Source organism: Actinotalea fermentans (assembly GCF_007991475.1).
Taxonomy (GTDB): domain Bacteria; phylum Actinomycetota; class Actinomycetes; order Actinomycetales; family Cellulomonadaceae; genus Actinotalea; species Actinotalea fermentans.
Genome location: NZ_BJYK01000009.1, coordinates 516,131 through 531,698 on the forward strand (window position 1 = coordinate 516,131; position 15,568 = coordinate 531,698).

Annotated in this window: 19 protein-coding genes; 10 read left to right on the top strand and 9 right to left on the bottom strand. The window is 74.9% G+C overall.

The genetic code is table 11. The features are described from left to right. The gene (locus AFE02nite_RS14430) at positions 1-711 is read right to left on the bottom strand and encodes a response regulator transcription factor (RefSeq protein ID WP_034250273.1); all 711 of its coding nucleotides are present in this window, start codon (positions 709-711) and stop codon (positions 1-3) included. Positions 712-844: 133 nt separating this feature from the next. Between AFE02nite_RS14430 and AFE02nite_RS17505 the strand changes: the two genes are divergently transcribed. The 4 genes from AFE02nite_RS17505 (at position 845) to AFE02nite_RS14445 (ending at position 3,353) form a co-directional block, all read left to right on the top strand. Next, positions 845-1,396 (top strand): hypothetical protein, encoded by a 552-nt coding sequence (locus AFE02nite_RS17505; RefSeq protein WP_186814570.1) that lies wholly within the window; start codon positions 845-847, stop codon positions 1,394-1,396. A 110-nt stretch (positions 1,397-1,506) separates the two neighbouring features. After that, complete coding sequence (locus tag AFE02nite_RS14435) at positions 1,507-2,316, top strand: LLM class flavin-dependent oxidoreductase (protein WP_034246643.1); 810 nt, start codon at positions 1,507-1,509, stop codon at positions 2,314-2,316. Between the two features lie 139 nt (positions 2,317-2,455). Then, on the top strand, positions 2,456-2,851 hold the full coding sequence (trxA, locus tag AFE02nite_RS14440) for a thioredoxin (RefSeq protein WP_034246619.1): 396 nt from the start codon (positions 2,456-2,458) through the stop codon (positions 2,849-2,851). A gap of 46 nt (positions 2,852-2,897) precedes the next feature. Next, positions 2,898-3,353 carry a DUF302 domain-containing protein gene (locus tag AFE02nite_RS14445; RefSeq protein WP_052113721.1) on the top strand — a complete coding sequence of 152 codons (456 nt, stop codon included), beginning with the start codon at positions 2,898-2,900 and terminating at the stop codon, positions 3,351-3,353. A 289-nt stretch (positions 3,354-3,642) separates the two neighbouring features. Here AFE02nite_RS14445 and AFE02nite_RS14450 read toward each other — a convergent pair whose 3' ends face one another. Both AFE02nite_RS14450 and AFE02nite_RS14455 read right to left on the bottom strand, forming a co-directional pair. Further along, positions 3,643-5,025 carry a GntP family permease gene (locus tag AFE02nite_RS14450; RefSeq protein ID WP_034246617.1) on the bottom strand — a complete coding sequence of 461 codons (1,383 nt, stop codon included), beginning with the start codon at positions 5,023-5,025 and terminating at the stop codon, positions 3,643-3,645. Between the two features lie 48 nt (positions 5,026-5,073). Next, positions 5,074-5,649 (bottom strand): gluconokinase, encoded by a 576-nt coding sequence (locus AFE02nite_RS14455; RefSeq protein ID WP_052113720.1) that lies wholly within the window; start codon positions 5,647-5,649, stop codon positions 5,074-5,076. A gap of 155 nt (positions 5,650-5,804) precedes the next feature. On the opposite strand from AFE02nite_RS14455, the gene AFE02nite_RS14460 reads away from it, so the two are divergent. Together AFE02nite_RS14460 and AFE02nite_RS14465 are read left to right on the top strand one after the other, a co-directional pair. Beyond that, positions 5,805-6,104 (top strand): type II toxin-antitoxin system VapB family antitoxin, encoded by a 300-nt coding sequence (locus AFE02nite_RS14460; RefSeq protein WP_034246615.1) that lies wholly within the window; start codon positions 5,805-5,807, stop codon positions 6,102-6,104. Continuing rightward, positions 6,101-6,829, top strand: coding sequence for a LytR C-terminal domain-containing protein (locus AFE02nite_RS14465; RefSeq protein ID WP_034246612.1), 729 nt, complete (start codon positions 6,101-6,103; stop codon positions 6,827-6,829). The genes AFE02nite_RS14460 and AFE02nite_RS14465 overlap by 4 nt, the downstream gene beginning before the upstream one ends. A gap of 248 nt (positions 6,830-7,077) precedes the next feature. Here the strand turns inward: AFE02nite_RS14465 and AFE02nite_RS14470 are convergent, their stop codons facing one another. Next, positions 7,078-8,514: a solute carrier family 23 protein gene (locus tag AFE02nite_RS14470; RefSeq protein WP_146819873.1), complete on the bottom strand. Its 1,437-nt coding sequence runs from the start codon at positions 8,512-8,514 to the stop codon at positions 7,078-7,080. Between the two features lie 164 nt (positions 8,515-8,678). On the opposite strand from AFE02nite_RS14470, the gene AFE02nite_RS14475 reads away from it, so the two are divergent. Further along, positions 8,679-9,236, top strand: coding sequence for a DUF4190 domain-containing protein (locus AFE02nite_RS14475; protein WP_052113719.1), 558 nt, complete (start codon positions 8,679-8,681; stop codon positions 9,234-9,236). Between the two features lie 13 nt (positions 9,237-9,249). After that, complete coding sequence (locus AFE02nite_RS14480; protein WP_052113718.1) at positions 9,250-10,548, top strand: glycosyltransferase 87 family protein; 1,299 nt, start codon at positions 9,250-9,252, stop codon at positions 10,546-10,548. Here the strand turns inward: AFE02nite_RS14480 and AFE02nite_RS14485 are convergent. Together AFE02nite_RS14485 and AFE02nite_RS14490 are read right to left on the bottom strand one after the other, a co-directional pair. After that, positions 10,536-11,495 (bottom strand): LLM class F420-dependent oxidoreductase, encoded by a 960-nt coding sequence (locus AFE02nite_RS14485; protein WP_034246610.1) that lies wholly within the window; start codon positions 11,493-11,495, stop codon positions 10,536-10,538. The two genes, AFE02nite_RS14480 and AFE02nite_RS14485, sit on opposite strands and share 13 nt — an antisense overlap. Before the next feature lie 29 nt (positions 11,496-11,524). Beyond that, positions 11,525-12,280, bottom strand: coding sequence for a helix-turn-helix transcriptional regulator (locus AFE02nite_RS14490; protein ID WP_052113717.1), 756 nt, complete (start codon positions 12,278-12,280; stop codon positions 11,525-11,527). A gap of 82 nt (positions 12,281-12,362) precedes the next feature. On the opposite strand from AFE02nite_RS14490, the gene folE reads away from it, so the two are divergent. Both folE and AFE02nite_RS14500 read left to right on the top strand, forming a co-directional pair. Further along, positions 12,363-13,010, top strand: a complete 648-nt coding sequence (folE, locus tag AFE02nite_RS14495; protein ID WP_052113716.1) for a GTP cyclohydrolase I — start codon at positions 12,363-12,365, stop codon at positions 13,008-13,010. Further along, positions 13,007-14,215 (top strand): NAD(P)/FAD-dependent oxidoreductase, encoded by a 1,209-nt coding sequence (locus AFE02nite_RS14500; RefSeq protein ID WP_146819875.1) that lies wholly within the window; start codon positions 13,007-13,009, stop codon positions 14,213-14,215. Before folE ends, AFE02nite_RS14500 begins: the two co-directional genes overlap by 4 nt. A gap of 22 nt (positions 14,216-14,237) precedes the next feature. Here the strand turns inward: AFE02nite_RS14500 and AFE02nite_RS14505 are convergent, their stop codons facing one another. The 3 genes from AFE02nite_RS14505 to AFE02nite_RS17845 form a co-directional block, all read right to left on the bottom strand. Then, positions 14,238-14,618: a hypothetical protein gene (locus tag AFE02nite_RS14505; RefSeq protein ID WP_052113734.1), complete on the bottom strand. Its 381-nt coding sequence runs from the start codon at positions 14,616-14,618 to the stop codon at positions 14,238-14,240. A 105-nt stretch (positions 14,619-14,723) separates the two neighbouring features. Beyond that, positions 14,724-15,356 (bottom strand): cation transporter, encoded by a 633-nt coding sequence (locus AFE02nite_RS14510; protein ID WP_034246731.1) that lies wholly within the window; start codon positions 15,354-15,356, stop codon positions 14,724-14,726. Positions 15,357-15,390: 34 nt separating this feature from the next. After that, a complete protein-coding gene (locus AFE02nite_RS17845) occupies positions 15,391-15,525 on the bottom strand; it encodes a hypothetical protein (RefSeq protein ID WP_261765636.1) in 135 nt (44 codons plus the stop codon). Between the last annotated feature and the right edge of the window lie 43 nt (positions 15,526-15,568).

Here is a 15,568-nt window from a genome sequence, read left to right on the forward strand (position 1 = left end):
TCAGCTCCCGTCGGCCGGGGCGCCGGTCGCGGCGTCGGGGGCGGCGAGCCGGACGCCCACGCCGCGCACGCGGTGCAGGTAGCGGGGGGCCTCGGCGGTCTCGCCGAGCTTGCGCCGCAGCCAGTGCAGGTGGACGTCGACGCTGCGGTCGGCGCCGCCGTAGGGCAGGTGCCACACCTCGCTGAGCAGCTGCCGCTTGCTCACCACCTCGCCCGCGCGCTCGGCGAGGTGGTGCAGCAGGTCGAACTCGCGCGGGCTGAGGTCGATCGGCTCGGCGTCGAGCGTCACGGTGCGGGCCCGCGCGTCGATCACCAGCCCCCCGACGACGAGCGGCCCGGTGGCGGGCGTCGTCGTCGTGCGCCGGAGCACCGCGCGGATGCGCGCCTCGAGCTGGTCGATGGCGAACGGCTTGACCAGGTGGTCGTCCGCGCCGGCGTCGAGCAGCGAGACGATCTCCGCGCCGTCGTCGCGCGCGGTCACCACGATGACGGGCACGTCGCTGACCGCCCGGATCATCGCCAGCAGCGCGGAGCCGTCGAGGTCGGGCAGGCCGAGGTCGAGCAGGACGACGTCGGGCCGGTGCGCCACCAGGCTCTGCAGCCCGTCCATCGCCGTGGGCGAGGTCATGGCGGAGTGCCCGCGGGCGGTCAGGGCGCGGACGAGGGCGGTCCGGATCGTCGCGTCGTCCTCGATGATGAGCACGTCGGCCACACCACGGACGGTAGGCCATCGCGGCCCCTGCGGAGCGGCTGACCGGGCGGTTCGTGGTCCACCTGAGCGCACCTTGCCCACGTCTTAACGTCACCTTGAGGTCCGCGCGCGGGCCGTGCGCCACCATGGTCGCGTGCGAGGCCTTCGACGCGCGGCCGGTCCGGCCGCCTGGGTGGTGAGCACCGCCGTCGCGGCGGGCGTCGCCTGGTGGGCGGTGAGCGCCGCCGGCGCGCCCGGCGAGGCGCCCGACGTGCTCTCCGAGGCGCAGGTCGCCGGGGCCCTGGCCGCCGAGCGCGACGCCCTCGCGGCCGCGGCGGACACGGCGACACCCGGCCCGACGACGTCGGCCGGCCCCACCGCGTCGCCCGAGCCCACCGGACCGACGACCGCCCCCGACGCGGCCCCGGTGGTGCGCACCTGGTCGACGGACGGCGGCACGGTGAGCGCGGCGTGCACCGGGGACGCCGTGTCGATCGAGTACGCGACGCCCGCGAGCGGGTGGCGCGTCGACGTCAAGGAGCGCGGGCCGGGGGCGCGCGTGCTGGTGGAGCTCGAGCGCGACGGCACGGAGACCTACGTCCAGGCCGTCTGCGTGGACGGCACGCCCGAGTTCTCGCTCGTCGCCGGCGACTCCGGCGAGGACCACCGCGGCGGCGGGAGCGAGCCGGAGGGCGAGGACGACTGACGCCGCGGCGTCATGATCGACTCGTGTCGGAGGGCGGTCCTAGGGTGGCCGGAGCCGACGGGGTCACGCGGCCACAGGGGGTGCCGACCCGCCGGGGCGAGGAGGCGGTCGTGCGGTACGGCATCGAGGTGGTCCCGTTCGGTCCCTACGCGGAGCCCGGGCCGGTGGTGGAGCTGGCGAAGGCCGCGGAGTCGGCCGGCTGGGACGGCCTGTGCATCTGGGACCACTGCCACTTCTGGGGCGGCGTGACCGACCCGTGGGTGACCCTCGCGGCGGTGGCCTGCGCGACCGAGCGGCTGCGGATCCTCACCGACGTCTCCCCCGTCCCGCGGTACCGGCCGCACCTGCTCGCGCGGTCCGTGCACGCCCTCGACGCGCTCAGCGGCGGGCGGTTCACGCTGGGCGCAGGTCTCGGCGTGCAGGAGGACCTGGCGCCGCTCGGCGACAACCACGACGACCGCACGCGGGCCGCGATGGCCGACGAGGCGCTCGACCTGATCGTCCGGTGGTGCTCGGGCGAGACGATCGACCACGACGGCGAGCACTACGTGTCGGCGGGCGCGCAGATCGCGAACCGGCCGACGCAGCAGCCGCGCGTCCCGGTGTGGATCGGCGGGTGGAGCCGGCCCGCCCTGCGGCGCGCGGCGCGGTGGGACGGGTGGATCACGTCGGCGATCGACGAGACCCAGAAGGTCGTCTGCTCGCCCGAGGACCTCGCCGGCTCGGTCGCCTACCTGCGCGAGCAGGGCGCGGGCGCCGGGTTCGACGTCGCGGTGAACGGCACGACGGCGTCCGGCGAGCGCGGGCTGGTGCCCGCGTACGCCGAGGCCGGGGCGACGTGGTGGTTCGAGTCGATCTTCGGCCTGCGGGGCACGCACGAGGAGATGCTCGCGAGGATCGAGGCGGGGCCGCCGCGCTGACGCGCCCCGCGCGGGGTCGCCGGGCGCCGTCGTCGGGCGCAGGCTGGGACGGGAATACCGGAACGCCCTGTGTGTTGATACCCCCGGGGGTATCCTGACGAGCAGTCCCCCGTAGGCAGATCCCGACCCGAGGAGCAGCATGTCCACCGTCAACCTGACCGCCGAGACCTTCGAGTCCACGATCACCGACAACGGGATCGTGTTCGTCGACTGGTGGGCCGCCTGGTGCGGTCCGTGCCGCATGTTCGCGCCCGTGTACGAGAAGGCGTCCGAGGAGAACCCCGACATCGTGTTCGGCAAGGTCGACACGGAGGCCGAGCCGGAGCTCTCCGGCCAGGCGGGCATCACCTCCATCCCGACACTGATGATCTTCCGCGACGGCATCCAGCTGTTCGGCCAGCCCGGCGCGCTGCCGGCCCCGGCGCTCGAGGACCTCATCCGCCAGGTGAAGGCGCTCGACATGGACGAGGTGCGCCGCGAGATCGCCGAGCACGACCACGCCCACGGCGACCACGACCACGACCACGCGCACTGAGACCCGACCCCGGCCCTGACCGACCCCACGACCGAGGGAGACGACCATGACCGAGCCCACCACGGCCGGGCCCACCGCGCCCGGGCCCACCACGCCCGCGTACGGCACCACCACGGTGCTCGACCAGCCCTTCGACGCGGCCCTCGCCGCGACGCGGGCCGCGCTCGCGGCCCAGGGCTTCGGCATCCTCACCGAGATCGACATGGCCGCGACGCTCAAGGCGAAGCTCGACGCCGACGTCCCGCGCCAGGTCATCCTCGGGGCATGCAACCCGCCGCTCGCCCACCGAGCACTGCAGGCGGAGCCGTCCATCGGCCTCCTGCTGCCCTGCAACGTCGTGGTCCGCTCGCTCGACGACGGCCAGACCGCCGTGCAGTCGCTCGACCCGCAGGTGATGGTGGGCCTCACGGCCAACCCCGCCGTCGCGGAGATCGCCGACGACGCCGCCGGCCGACTGCGCGCCGCGCACGCGGCGCTCGCCGGCACGGGCCTGACGGCCTGACGGCCTGACAGTCCGATACCCCCCGGGGTATACTCGACCCGAGCCCTGACCCCAGACCTCAAGGAGAAAGCCCCATGTGCAGCCCCGCCCGATGCTCGTCCTGCGGCAAGATCACCTGGACCGGCTGCGGCAACCACGTCGACGCCGTCTTCGCCGGCGTCCCGCCGCAGCAGCGTTGCACCTGCCGCTGAGCAGCACCGCCGCGACCCCGCGAAGGGTGTGCGTCACCACGTGACGCACACCCTTCGCTGCTGTCCGGCGAGCTCGCGCCACCCGCCCGCACGGAGCGTCAGCCCAGCACGAAGAGCAGTCCCGCGATGGCGAACCCCATGAGTCCGATGAGCGTCTCCATGACCGTCCAGGTCTTGAACGTCGTGCGGACGTCCATGTCGAAGAACCGGCCGACCAGCCAGAACCCCGAGTCGTTGACGTGGGACGTCATCACGGACCCCGCCGCGACCGCGAGCACGACCGACGCCGCAGCCACCGCGCCGAGGTCGGCGGCGGCCACCGCCGGCTCGATCAGCCCGGCGGTCGTGATGAGCGCCACCGTCGCCGAGCCCTGCGCGATCCGCAGCAGCGTGGAGATGACGAACCCGGCGACGACGACCGGCAGCCCGACGTCCTCGAGCACCTCCGCCAGCGCGTCCCCGATGCCCGACGCGCGGAGCACGGCCCCGAACATGCCTCCCGCCCCCGTGATGAGGATGACCGAGGCGACCGGGCCGAGCGCGGAGTCGAGCAGCCGCTCGATCACCGTGCCCTCGCGGCCCCGCCGGCGACCCAGCACCCACGCCGCCACGAGCACGGCGACGAGCAGCGCCACCGGCGTCGAGCCGAGCGCGCGCCCGACGGCGTAGGGCGTCGACCCCTCGTCGACCACGCCCTGCGCGCGGAGCAGGTCCAGGCCCGTGTTCACGAAGATCAGCACGAGCGGCAGCAGCAGGATCGCCACGACCGTGCGCAGCGACGGCCGGTTCTCGGGGTACTCGGCCTCGGGGTCGCCGAGGATCGGCGGCACGGGCAGCACCCATCGGCGCCCCGCCCACGTGCCGAACAGGTAGCCGCACACGTACCAGGTGGGCAGCGCGACGACGAGGCCGAGCAGGATCACCATGCCGGTGTCCGCACCGAGCAGCTCCGACGCCGCCACCGGCCCGGGGTGTGGCGGCACGAACACGTGCATCACCGAGAACGCACCTGCCACGGGCAGCCCGTACGTGAGCACCGATCCGCCGAGCCGCGCGGCGACGGCGAACACGATCGGCAGCATCACCACCAGTCCGGCGTCGAAGAAGATCGGGAACCCGAACAGCAGGGAGGCCACCCCGAGTGCGAACGGCGCGCGCCGCTCGCCGAAGCGCGCGACGAGCGAGTCGGCCATGACCCGCGCCCCGCCGGAGCTCTCCACCATCCGGCCGAGCATCGCGCCCAGCCCGACGAGCAGGGCCACCGAGCCGAGCGTCGTGCCGAAGCCCGACTGCAGCACGCCCACGACCGCCTCGGGCGGCACGCCCGCCGCGAACGCGGTCAGCAGGCTGACGAGGATCAGCGCCAGGAAGGCGTGCAGGCGGAGCTTGATGATGAGCAGCAGGAGCAGCGCGATCGCGGCCGCCGCGATGGCGAGAAGTGGTCCTGCGTCGAGCGTCTGCGTCCAGTCCTCCGGTGGCATGGCGTCCCCCTTCCATGTCCGCGGCGCCCGACGCCGGACGCCGGACGACTACCCCCTCGCGCCGCCCTCCGCCGCGTCCGGCGTCGGGCCGGAGGCGATGCCGAGGGCGGCGAGCGCGCGGTCCGCCACCTCCTCGGGCGGCACGTCGACGACGACCACCGCGCCGTCCTCGCCGTCGGCGAGCGGCTCGAGCGTCGCGAACTGGGACGGCAGGAGCGACGGCGGCATGAAGTGCCCCGCGCGGTGGTCCAGGCGCGGGGCGATGACGTCCGGCGCCGCGGTCAGGTGCACGAACCGCACGCGGCCCTCCGCCTCGCGCAGCACGTCGCGGTAGGTCCGCCGCAGCGCGGAGCAGGTGACGATGGTGCTCCGGCCTGCGCGCGCCTGCTCCGTCAGCCAGTCCCGCATCGCCGCGAGCCACGGCCAGCGGTCCTCGTCGGTGAGCGGCGTGCCCGCGGTCATCTTGTCGATGTTGGCCTGCGGGTGGAACTCGTCCGCCTCGGCGTACGGCCAGCCGAGCCGCGTCTGGAGGATCCGCGCGAGCGTCGTCTTGCCCGATCCCGAGACGCCCATGATCACCAGGTGGACGGGCTCGGGTCGGACGTCGGCGGCCGGCGAGGTCATGGCGCCACTCTCCCGCGCCCACCCACGTCGTGCCACCGCACCGAACGGGGCGCGGGCAGACGCGGTGACCGGGGTGACCGAGGGTGGAGACCGCCGGCCCGAGGTCCGACCCCAGACGGACCGGGGTCCCGCGCTCCGGCCAGTAGACTCCAGGCGTGATCTTCAAGGGGGTCGGCGACGGTCGTCCATATCCAGACCACGGGCTGACGACCGCCAAGCAGTGGGCTGAGGTGCCGCCGCGCCAGGTGCGGCTGGACGAGCTCGTCACCACCAAGCGCACGCTGAGCCTCGACGCGCTCCTCGCCGACGACTCCACGTTCTACGGCGACCTCTTCGCGCACGTCGTGCAGTACAAGGGCGTGATGTACCTCGAGGACGGCCTGCACCGGGCCGTCCGCGCGGCGCTCCAGCAGCGACCGATCCTGCACGCGCGGGTCCTGGTGCTCGACTCATGAGCCAGACCCGACCCGACCCGGGCCGCGCCCTGCGCCGCCGCCGCAAGCACGAGCGGCAGGCCGTCGTCTTCGGCTCGCTCATCGCCGCGCTGGCCCTGGCCGGGCTGGGCGCGACGGCCGTCTACACGGGCGCGATGGAGATGTCGTTCCTCGACCGCGACTTCACGACGCCGCCGCCCGACCCCGACTCGATCGTCGTCGCACCGCCGTGCCTGCCCGCGGACACGCTGCCCGTCGACCCCGCGACCACCCAGATCCGGGTGCTCAACGGCACGACGCGCGCGGGGCTGGCCGGTGGCATGCAGACCGAGCTCCAGGCCCGCGGGTTCGTCGTCATCGAGACGGGCAACTACCAGCCCGTGGGCGTGACCGGGACCGCGCGCATCCGCTTCGGCGAGGCGGGCATCGCGACGGCGTACACGCTCGCCGCCCACGTCCCGAAGCCGCTGCTCGTCCTCGACCGACGCGCCGATGCGACGGTCGACCTCATCCTCGGCAACGACTTCGAGACGATCGTCCCGCTCGAGGAGATCACGCTCGTCCCGACCGAGCCGCTGCCGAACCCGACCGGCTGCGTGCCGATGGCCGAGGCGCTCCAGAGCGCCGGGCCCGCGCCGTCGCCGTCCGCGTCGCCGTCGGCCCCGGCCGAAGGCGAGACGCCTCCCGACGGCGAGGCGCCGCCGGAGGAGGCTCCGGCCGAGGGCGACGTCGCCCCGGAGGGCTGACCCGCCCGGCCGCACCCGGTTGTGCGGAGGATCCGTCGCGGATAGCGCGACACATCCTCCGCACACGGCTGCATCCTGCGCGCACGGCTGCTCAGTGGGACGGGACGGGAGCCGGTGCGCGATCCGGCCCGGACGCACCCGTGCCCCCGCAGTGCGTCGGCGGGCGCTCACGCCGTCGCACCACGGGGGCACGGAACCTGGGTCTCGGGGCGGACGGCGTCACCGTCGCCCGCCCCGAGCGAGGCGGGTCAGGCCTTGACGGGGTCCTCAGCGGTCGGCTCGTCCGTCGGCTCGTCCGTCGGCTCGTCGGCGGGCTCGTCGGCGGGCTCGACGACCGGAGCGGGGCCCGTCGTGAACAGGACGCGGTCGGCCTGCTGCTCGAGCTCGACGCCGCCCGGGACGGACGCCGGGGTGGCGGCCTCCCAGCGCGTGCCGCGCCACGTCGCGATGGCCCGCATGCCGTGGTACATCGCCAGGACGGCGGCGGTGCCGATGGCGATGCCCTCGAACGTCATGCCGCCGTCGGTGGTGAAGGTGAAGTTCGCGGCCGCGATGATGAGGCCGACGCCGGCCGTCGTGAGGTTCACCGGGTCGGCGAAGCTCACGCGGTTCTGGACCCAGATCCGGGCGCCGAGGATGCAGATCATCCCGTAGAGGACGGTGCCGGCGCCGCCGAGGACACCCGCGGGGACGGTGCCCACCAGGGCCCCGAACTTCGGCGACAGGGAGAGCACCAGCGCGGTCGCGGCGGCCACCCAGTAGGCGGCGGTCGAGTACACCTTGGTCGCCGCCATGACACCGATGTTCTCGGCGTACGTCGTGGTACCCGAGCCGCCACCGATGCCGGCGAAGGTCGTCGCGATGCCGTCCGACAGGAGCGCGCGGCCCATCAGCTCGTCGTAGTCCTTGCCGGTCATCGCGGCGACGGACTTCACGTGACCGACGTTCTCGGCGATGAGGACGAACACCACGGGCAGGAAGAGGCCGAGCACGCTCGCGTCGAACTCCGGGGTGGTGAACTCGGGGAAGCCGATCAGGTCGGCCTGCCGGACCGCGTCGAAGACCACCTGGTCCTGCAGGACGGCCGCGACGTAGCCGACGACGACGCCCATGAGGATCGCCAGGCGACCGAGCATCCCGCGGAAGAAGACGGTGATGAACGCGATCGCGGCGATCGTGATGATCGCCGTCCACGGGGCCGCCTTCACACTCCCCCACGCCGCCGGCGCGAGGTTGATGCCGATGAGGGCGACGATGGTGCCGGTGACGATCGGGGGCATGACGGCGTCGATCCAGCGCGCGCCCCACAGGTGCACCACGGTGCCGATCGCCGCGAGCAGGAGGCCCGCCGCGAGGATGCCGCCGAGCGCGACGGACATGCCGCCGTCGGCCATCGCGGCACCGACCGGCGCGATGAACGCGAAGGACGAGCCGAGGTAGCTCGGCAGGCGGTTGCCCGTGACGAGCAGGAAGGTCACCGTGCCGATGGCGGAGAAGAACAACGTCGTCGAGGCCGGGAAGCCCGTGATCGCCGGCACGAGGATCGTGGCGCCGAACATGGCGACCACGTGCTGCATGCCGATGCCGATGGTGCGCGGCCAGCTGAGCCGCTCGTCGGGCGCGACGACCGCACCCGGCATCACCCGACGCCCGTCGCCGTGGACGCGCCAACCGATACTGCTCATGCCGTGACTCCCTCGGTCCGGGGCCGCCGTCCGAATGACGCTGGAGGAGGCGTCGCCGCGCGACCCGGACGAACACTAGCGATCCGCTCGGCACGCGGAAGTGCGTATGGAATGCTGATTCGCGCGTGTCGGGGAGCCGTCTCCGGCAGCACGGAGGAGCCACAGTGAGCGAGCAGGACGGGGCGCAGCCCGCATCGTCGACGCCGGGGCCCGCCGGGCCTCCCGCGGAGGCGCCCGTGACCTACCCGGTGGACACCCAGCCCGGCTACCCGCAGCCCGGCTACGGCCAGCCCGCGTACGCCCAGCCGGGCTACCCGCAGCCCGGCTACCCGCAGCCCGGCTACCCGCAGCCCGCGTACGCCCAGCCCGCGTACGCCCAGCCCGGGTACTACGCACCGGCCACCTACGCCGCCGGCGGCTACTCCCCCGGCCCGTACGGCTACCCCGCGCCGACGACCACGAACGGCCTCGCCGTCGCGTCCCTCGTCCTGGGGCTCGTCGGGCTGTTCCTCATCCCGATCCTGGCCTCGATCGCTGCCGTCATCACGGGCCACATCGCCCGCAAGCAGGTCCGCGAGCGCGGCGAGGGCGGGGACGGTCTCGCCGTCGGCGGCCTGGTCACCGGGTACCTCGGCGCGGTGATCTGGATCGGCATCCTCGCGTTCGCGGTCTTCCTCCCGCTCATCCTCGTCGCCTCGAGCAGCGCCGCGTCCGTCGGCTGAGCAGGTGCGGCCGGTGCCCGGGCGGTCGCGGATCGCCCTCTGGACCGCCTTCGCGGGCGTCCACGCCTGGCTGACCTGGCTGGGCGTCGTCGTCGCGCCCGCGGCCGCGTTCGCCGACCTGGACCTGTACCGCTGGTGGATGCACCTGGGGCTGGACTGGTCGACGTGGCCCGTGCTGGACGGCCCGTGGGTGTACCCGGCGGGCGCCCTCGCCCCGATGCTGCTCCCCGCCCTGGCGAGCACGACGTCGACGACCGCGTACGCGGTCGCCTGGTGCCTGCTCGTCGCAGCCCTCGACGCCGCGGCCACGGCCGCCCTGCTCCGGCGCGCGCCCGGGACGCGGACGTCGTCGGCCGGGGCGTGGTGGTGGCTCGGCTACCTGGTGCTCCTGGGGCCGGTCGCGATCGGCCGGCTCGACGGCGTCGTGACGCCGCTCATGGTCCTGGCCCTCCTCGCCGGGGTGCGCCGGCCCGCGGTCGCGAGCGTCCTGGTGACCGTCGGCGCCTGGATCAAGGCGGCGCCGGCGGCGCTCGTCCTGCCCCTGCTGTTCGCCGCGCGGCGGCCGGTGCGCGACGTCGTGATGCCCGCCGCGGCCACGTGCCTGGTCGTCGTGGGGCTGGTGACCGCGGGCGGCGGGCTGGGGCACATCGCGTCGTTCGCGGGCGCGCAGGGGACGCGCGACCTCCAGGTCGAGTCCGTCGGCGCCACGCCGTGGGTGCTGTCCCGGCTCTGGCGGGGCGACGTCGTCGTCGAGCTCGACCCGGAGCTCATCACCTGGGAGGTGCACGGGCCGGGGACCGTCGCCGCGGCCCGCGTGCTCGACGTCCTCATGGTGCTCGCGGTCGCGGCGCTCCTCGGGGCGTTGCTGTTCGCCCGGCTCGAGGGGCGCGCGGGCGAGGCGCTCCTGCCCGGCGCGTTCGCGCTCGTCGTCGTGCTCGTGGTGACGAACAAGGTGGGCTCGCCGCAGTTCCTGGCCTGGCTCGCGGCCCCCGTCGCGGTGCTCATGGCCAGGCCAGGGGCGTCACCGCGGCGATGGCGCCGGGCCGTGGCAGGGACGGCGCTCGTCGCGGCGGCGCTGACGCAGGCCGTCTTCCCGTGGCGCTACGGCCCGTTCATCTCGGGCGAGGCGCTGGCGCTCGCCACGATGGCGGCCCGGAACCTGGCGCTGGTCGTGCTCCTGGGTCTGGCGGTCGCCGGCCTCGCCGAGGTCGTGGCCGACGACGGCCGTCGGGCCGGCCCCGGGGAGGCCGCGCGTGAGCCGAGCGAGCCTCCCCGGGCCGACCTGCCGGCCGACGCGCCTCAGGAGACCTGAGGCGCTACCTCCGCCGCGACGAGCTCGAGGTGGTCGAGGTCGGCCAGGTCGAGCGTCTGCAGGTAGACGCGCTCGACGCCCACCTCGCGCAGCGCGCCGAGCCGGTCGACCGCCTCGGCCACGGTGCCCGCGACCCCGTGCTCGCGCAGCTCGGCGGGCTCCCGCCCGATGGCGGCGGCACGCCGGGCGAGCTCGGCCTCGTCCGCGCCGACGCACAGGACGAGCGCGACCGAGTAGACCAGGTCGTCCGCGGGCCGCTCGATCGCCTCGCACGCGGCACGCACGCGCGCGAACATCGCCGGGATGTCGGCGATCTCGGGGAAGGCCGCGTTGTACTCGGCGGCGAACCGCGCCGCGAGGGCGGGGGTGCGGGCGGGCCCGTTGCCGCCCACGATGATCGGGACGGCCGTCGCGCCGGACAGCCGGACGCCGTCGCGCACCGCGGCGGTCTGGACGGGCTTGGGCAGCGCCGGGGAGTCCGTGAGGGTGTAGTGCTCGCCCGCGTGGGAGAACGTCTCGCCGACGGGCGTCCGCCACAGCCCGGTGACGACCTCGAGCTGCTCGGTGAGCATGCCGAAGCGCTTCGGCGGGAACGGGATGCCGTACGCCTCGTGCTCGCGGGCGAACCAGCCCGCGCCGATGCCGAGCTCGACCCGACCGCCCGACATCTGGTCGACGCCGGCGACCTGGACGGCGAGGACCCCGGGGTGCCGGAACGTCACCGACGTCACCAGCGTGCCGAGCCGGATGCGCGAGGTCTCGCGGGCGAGACCGGCCAGCGTGGTCCAGGCGTCCGTCGGGCCCGGCAGGCCGGGCCGGCTCATCGACAGGTAGTGGTCGGAACGGAAGAAGGCGTCGAAGCCGAGCCGCTCGGTGGCCTGCGCCACGGCGAGGAGGTCGTCGTAGGTGGCGCCCTGCTGGGGCTCGGTGAAGATCCGGAGGTCCATGCCGACACTGTGCCAAAGATCCGGACCGGTCAGCCGACGGCGCCTGCCGGCAGCGCGCCGCCCGCCGGCGCGCCGGGGACCGTCAGGACGACGCAGCACCGGCCCGGGCCCGGGTCCAGCCGCGCCGCGCACCCGAACGCCTCTCCGAAGCCGGAGAGCAGCGCGAGGTTCATGCCGCAGACCAGGGCCGTGTGCTCGCGCATGAGCGCGTGGAACGGGCAGTTGGCCAGCGTGACCTCGCCCCCGGAGGCGCGCGGCTCGTACCCCTCGGCGGCGAGCGCCGCGAGCACCGCGGGCAGGTCCGGGGCGGGCGGTTCGTCCTCCCCCGCCGCCGCCGACGCGCGGACCGCGAGTGCCCGCCCGTGCGCGGTCGCGGACGCGCGCAGCGCCTCGTCCACCGGCACGCCCGACGACGTCGCCGCGTCGATCGCCTCGGCCATGAGGTGGCCGGCGAGGTCGTAGCGCCGCTCGGGCAGGCTCACGACGACCTCACGCGCGCTGCGCCGGTAGAGCTTGGCGGGCCGCCCCGCGCCCGGGCCGGAGCGGCCGGTCAGGCGCCGGTACTCGACCTCGAGGAGCCCGTCGGCGACGAGCCGGTCCAGGTGGAAGCGCACCTGGTGCGCCGGGAGCCCGAGGGCCGTGGCGGCCTGCTCGCGGCTGACGGCGTCGTCGGCCGCGACGACCAGGCGGTAGAGCTCCAGGCGTGCGGGATCGGCGAGCGCGCCGACGCCGCGCACGCGCCGGGCGAGGTCGTCGACCGCGCCGTCGCGAACCCTGCCGCCCACCGGATCACCGCCCTTCTCGACGCCTTGACGGTACCGCGCTCCGCGTCTAACGTCGAGATTCTTCACCGTTAGAAGGAGCCCGATGACCTCCCTCTCCGTCACCCCGCCGCAGACCCCGCCCTCCGCGCCGCTGCGTGTCGTGCCGGACGCTGCCGAGCCCGACCTCGAGGCGGCCACGGTGGCCGCCGGGGCCTTCCTCGCGGCCCTCGGCGTCCCCCTCGACTCGCCGAGCATGGCGGCGAGCCCGCGGCGGATGGCGGCGGCCTGGTCGGAGATGCTCACGCCGCGCGCCTTCGACCTCACGACGTTCCCCAACGACGGCGGCTACCGCGAGATGGTCCTCGCGCGAGACCTGCCCGTGCACTCGATCTGCGAGCACCACCTGCTGCCCTTCGTCGGGGTGGCGCACGTCGCCTACCTGCCCGGCGAGCGCCTCCTCGGGCTGTCGAAGCTGGCCCGGCTCGTCGAGCTGCACGCACGCCGGCCCCAGGTCCAGGAGCGCCTGACCCAGCAGATCGCCGACTGGCTGGACCGCGAGCTGGCACCGCGCGGTGTCGGCGTCGTCGTCGAGGCGCATCATCAGTGCATGAGCCTGCGCGGCGTGCGCACGCCGGAGTCGAGCACCGTCACGGCCGCCTTCCACGGCGCCCTCGGCCAGCGCGACGCGCGGGCGGAGCTGCTGTCGCTGGCGGGCGCCCGCCGCGCCCTGGACGAGGAGGCGACCGCGTGAGCGGCGTCGTCGTCGTGGGTGGCGGGCTGACCGGGGCGACCGTCGCGACCACGTTGCGCGAGGAGGGCTACGACGGGCCGGTGACGGTCGTCGGGGCGGAGCCGCACGCACCCTACGAGCGGCCGCTGCTGTCCAAGGGCTACCTCCTGGGCACCCAGCAGCGCGACGAGGCGTTCGTGCACCCGCCCCCGTGGTACCCCGAGCACGACGTCGAGCTGCGCACCGGCGTCGCCGTCACCGCCGTCGACCGCGCCGCCGGGCAGGTGCTGCTCGACGACGGCACGCGCCTGCCGTACGACCACGTCGTCCTCGCCACCGGCGCCCGTCCCCGCCGCCTGGACGTGCCGGGCGCCGACCTGCCGGGCGTGCGGTACCTGCGGCGCCTCGAGGACGCCGATCGGCTCCTCGCGGCGTTCGGCGAGCGCCCGCGGGTCGTCGTCGTGGGCGGCGGCTGGATCGGCCTGGAGACGGCCGTGGCCGCGCGCGAGGCGGGCCTGGAGGTGACGGTGCTCGAGTCCGGGCCGGTGCCGCTCGGCCGCGTCCTCGGACCCGAGATGGCGCAGGTGTTCGCCGACCTGCACCGCGCGCACGGCGTGGACCTGCGCACCGGGGTGAGCGTCGCCGCGATCGAGGCGGACCGGCACGGTCGCGTCGGCGGCGTCCGGCTCGGCGACGGGAGCCTGGTGCCGGCGGGCCTCGTCGTCGTCGGCGTGGGCGCCGAGCCGGAGGTGGCGCTCGCCGAGGCCGCCTGCCTGGAGGTGGCCGACGGCGTCGTCGTGGACGAGCACCTGCGGACCGCCGACCCGCGCGTGCTCGCCGCGGGCGACGTGGCGCGCGCGTGGCGGCCCGCGCTCGGGAGGCACCTGCGCGTCGAGCACTGGGCCAACGCCGGGCGGCAGGGCGCGCTGGCGGCCCGGACGATCCTCGGCACGGGCGCCACCGACGACCGGCTGCCGTACTTCTACACCGACCAGTACGACCTGGGGATGGAGTACGTCGGGTTCACGGAGACCTCCGGCGAGGGGCGGTACGACGACGTCGTGGTCCGCGGCGACCTGGCCGGCCGCCAGTTCATCGCGTTCTGGGTGCGCGGCGGGCGCGTGCTGGCCGGCATGAACGTGAACGTCTGGGACGTCAGCGAGGACATCGAGGCGCTCGTCCGCGCGGGCGGCGGCGTCGACGACCGGGAGTGGTCGGTGCCCTGACGGCGACCGGCGCGCGGGCGGGTCAGGCCCGGCCGGCCTCCGCGGCCAGGGCCCGGATCCGGTCGACGGCGGCGTGCGCGTTCTGCGCCTCGTACGACGGCAGCGGCAGCACGGCCGTGTGGACGAGCGCGCCCGAGCGCACCGTCACCTCCAGCCACCCCGACCACTTCGTCTCCTTGCAGAGCAGGAAGAGCAGGCCGAGCGGGAAGAAGACGATCGCCAGGATGATCGCCCAGACGGGGATCTGCTGGGACCAGGCGCCGCGGTCGGCGATCCACCACTCGGACCCCGCCAGGGGCGCCGGGCCGCGGGGGGTCATCACCCAGTGCCGGGTCACACCGATGTCCCCGATGGACGCCACGTACGGCTCCACGCCGACGAGCTGGCCGGGCTGGACGGACATGGCGGTCTCCGTTCGGCCCGCGTCGGGCCGCTGGGGTGCCCGCCGGGGCCGACGGGCAGGTCCATCATCTCGCGCGGCGGGGACGCGCGACCGGCCCTTCGTCGCTCAATCGATGTCCTCGCCGGCGAGCGCCATCGCGCCCAGGCGCTCCTCCTCGGCGGCCTCCCAGACCTCCTTCGCGGCGGTCAGCCCCAGCAGCAGGATCCCGATGCCGAGCACGACGTCCGGCCACCCGCTACCGGTCCAGGCCGTCAGCCCGCCGACGGCGATGATCGCCACGTTGACCAGCACGTCGTTGCGGGCGGCGAGCCACGCCGCCGTCGTCATCGAGCCGGCGTGGTGCCGGATGCGGACGAGCAGCAGCGCGCAGGTCGCGTTGACGACGACGGCCCCGAGGGCCGCGAGCGTCAGCGGGAGCGCCGCCGGCGCGACCGGGTCCCCGATCTTGTCGGCCACCTGCCACGCCGCGGCGGCCGCGGGCACGAGGATGATCAGCGCCATCACCTTGCCCGCGCGCGAGCGCGCGTGCAGCGACCAGCCGAGCGCCAGGACGATGAGCAGGTTGACCGCCGTGTCCTCGAGGAAGTCGACGCTGTCCGCGAGGAGCGAGACGGACCCGATGGCCAGCGCGACGGCGACCTCGACGAAGAAGTAGCCCAGGTTCAGGCCGGCCACCGTCAGGACCGTGCGCCGCACGGTCCTGATGTGCTGCTCGGTGGGCTCGGGGCTGTCGGTCACCGCACCATTGTCCCCGCCCCAGGAGCGGGCGCGGTCAGCCGAGGAACGTGTGCAGGACGCCGCCGAGGAACGCCACCACGACGACGCCCACCCCCGCGGCCACCGCGATGACGGCGAGGAACGCGAGCACGACGATGCCCGTGAGGACCCCCTTGGCCACCGCCGCCATACCCGGGACGGTAGCCGCGGGACCGCGACCGCGCGAGGGCCGT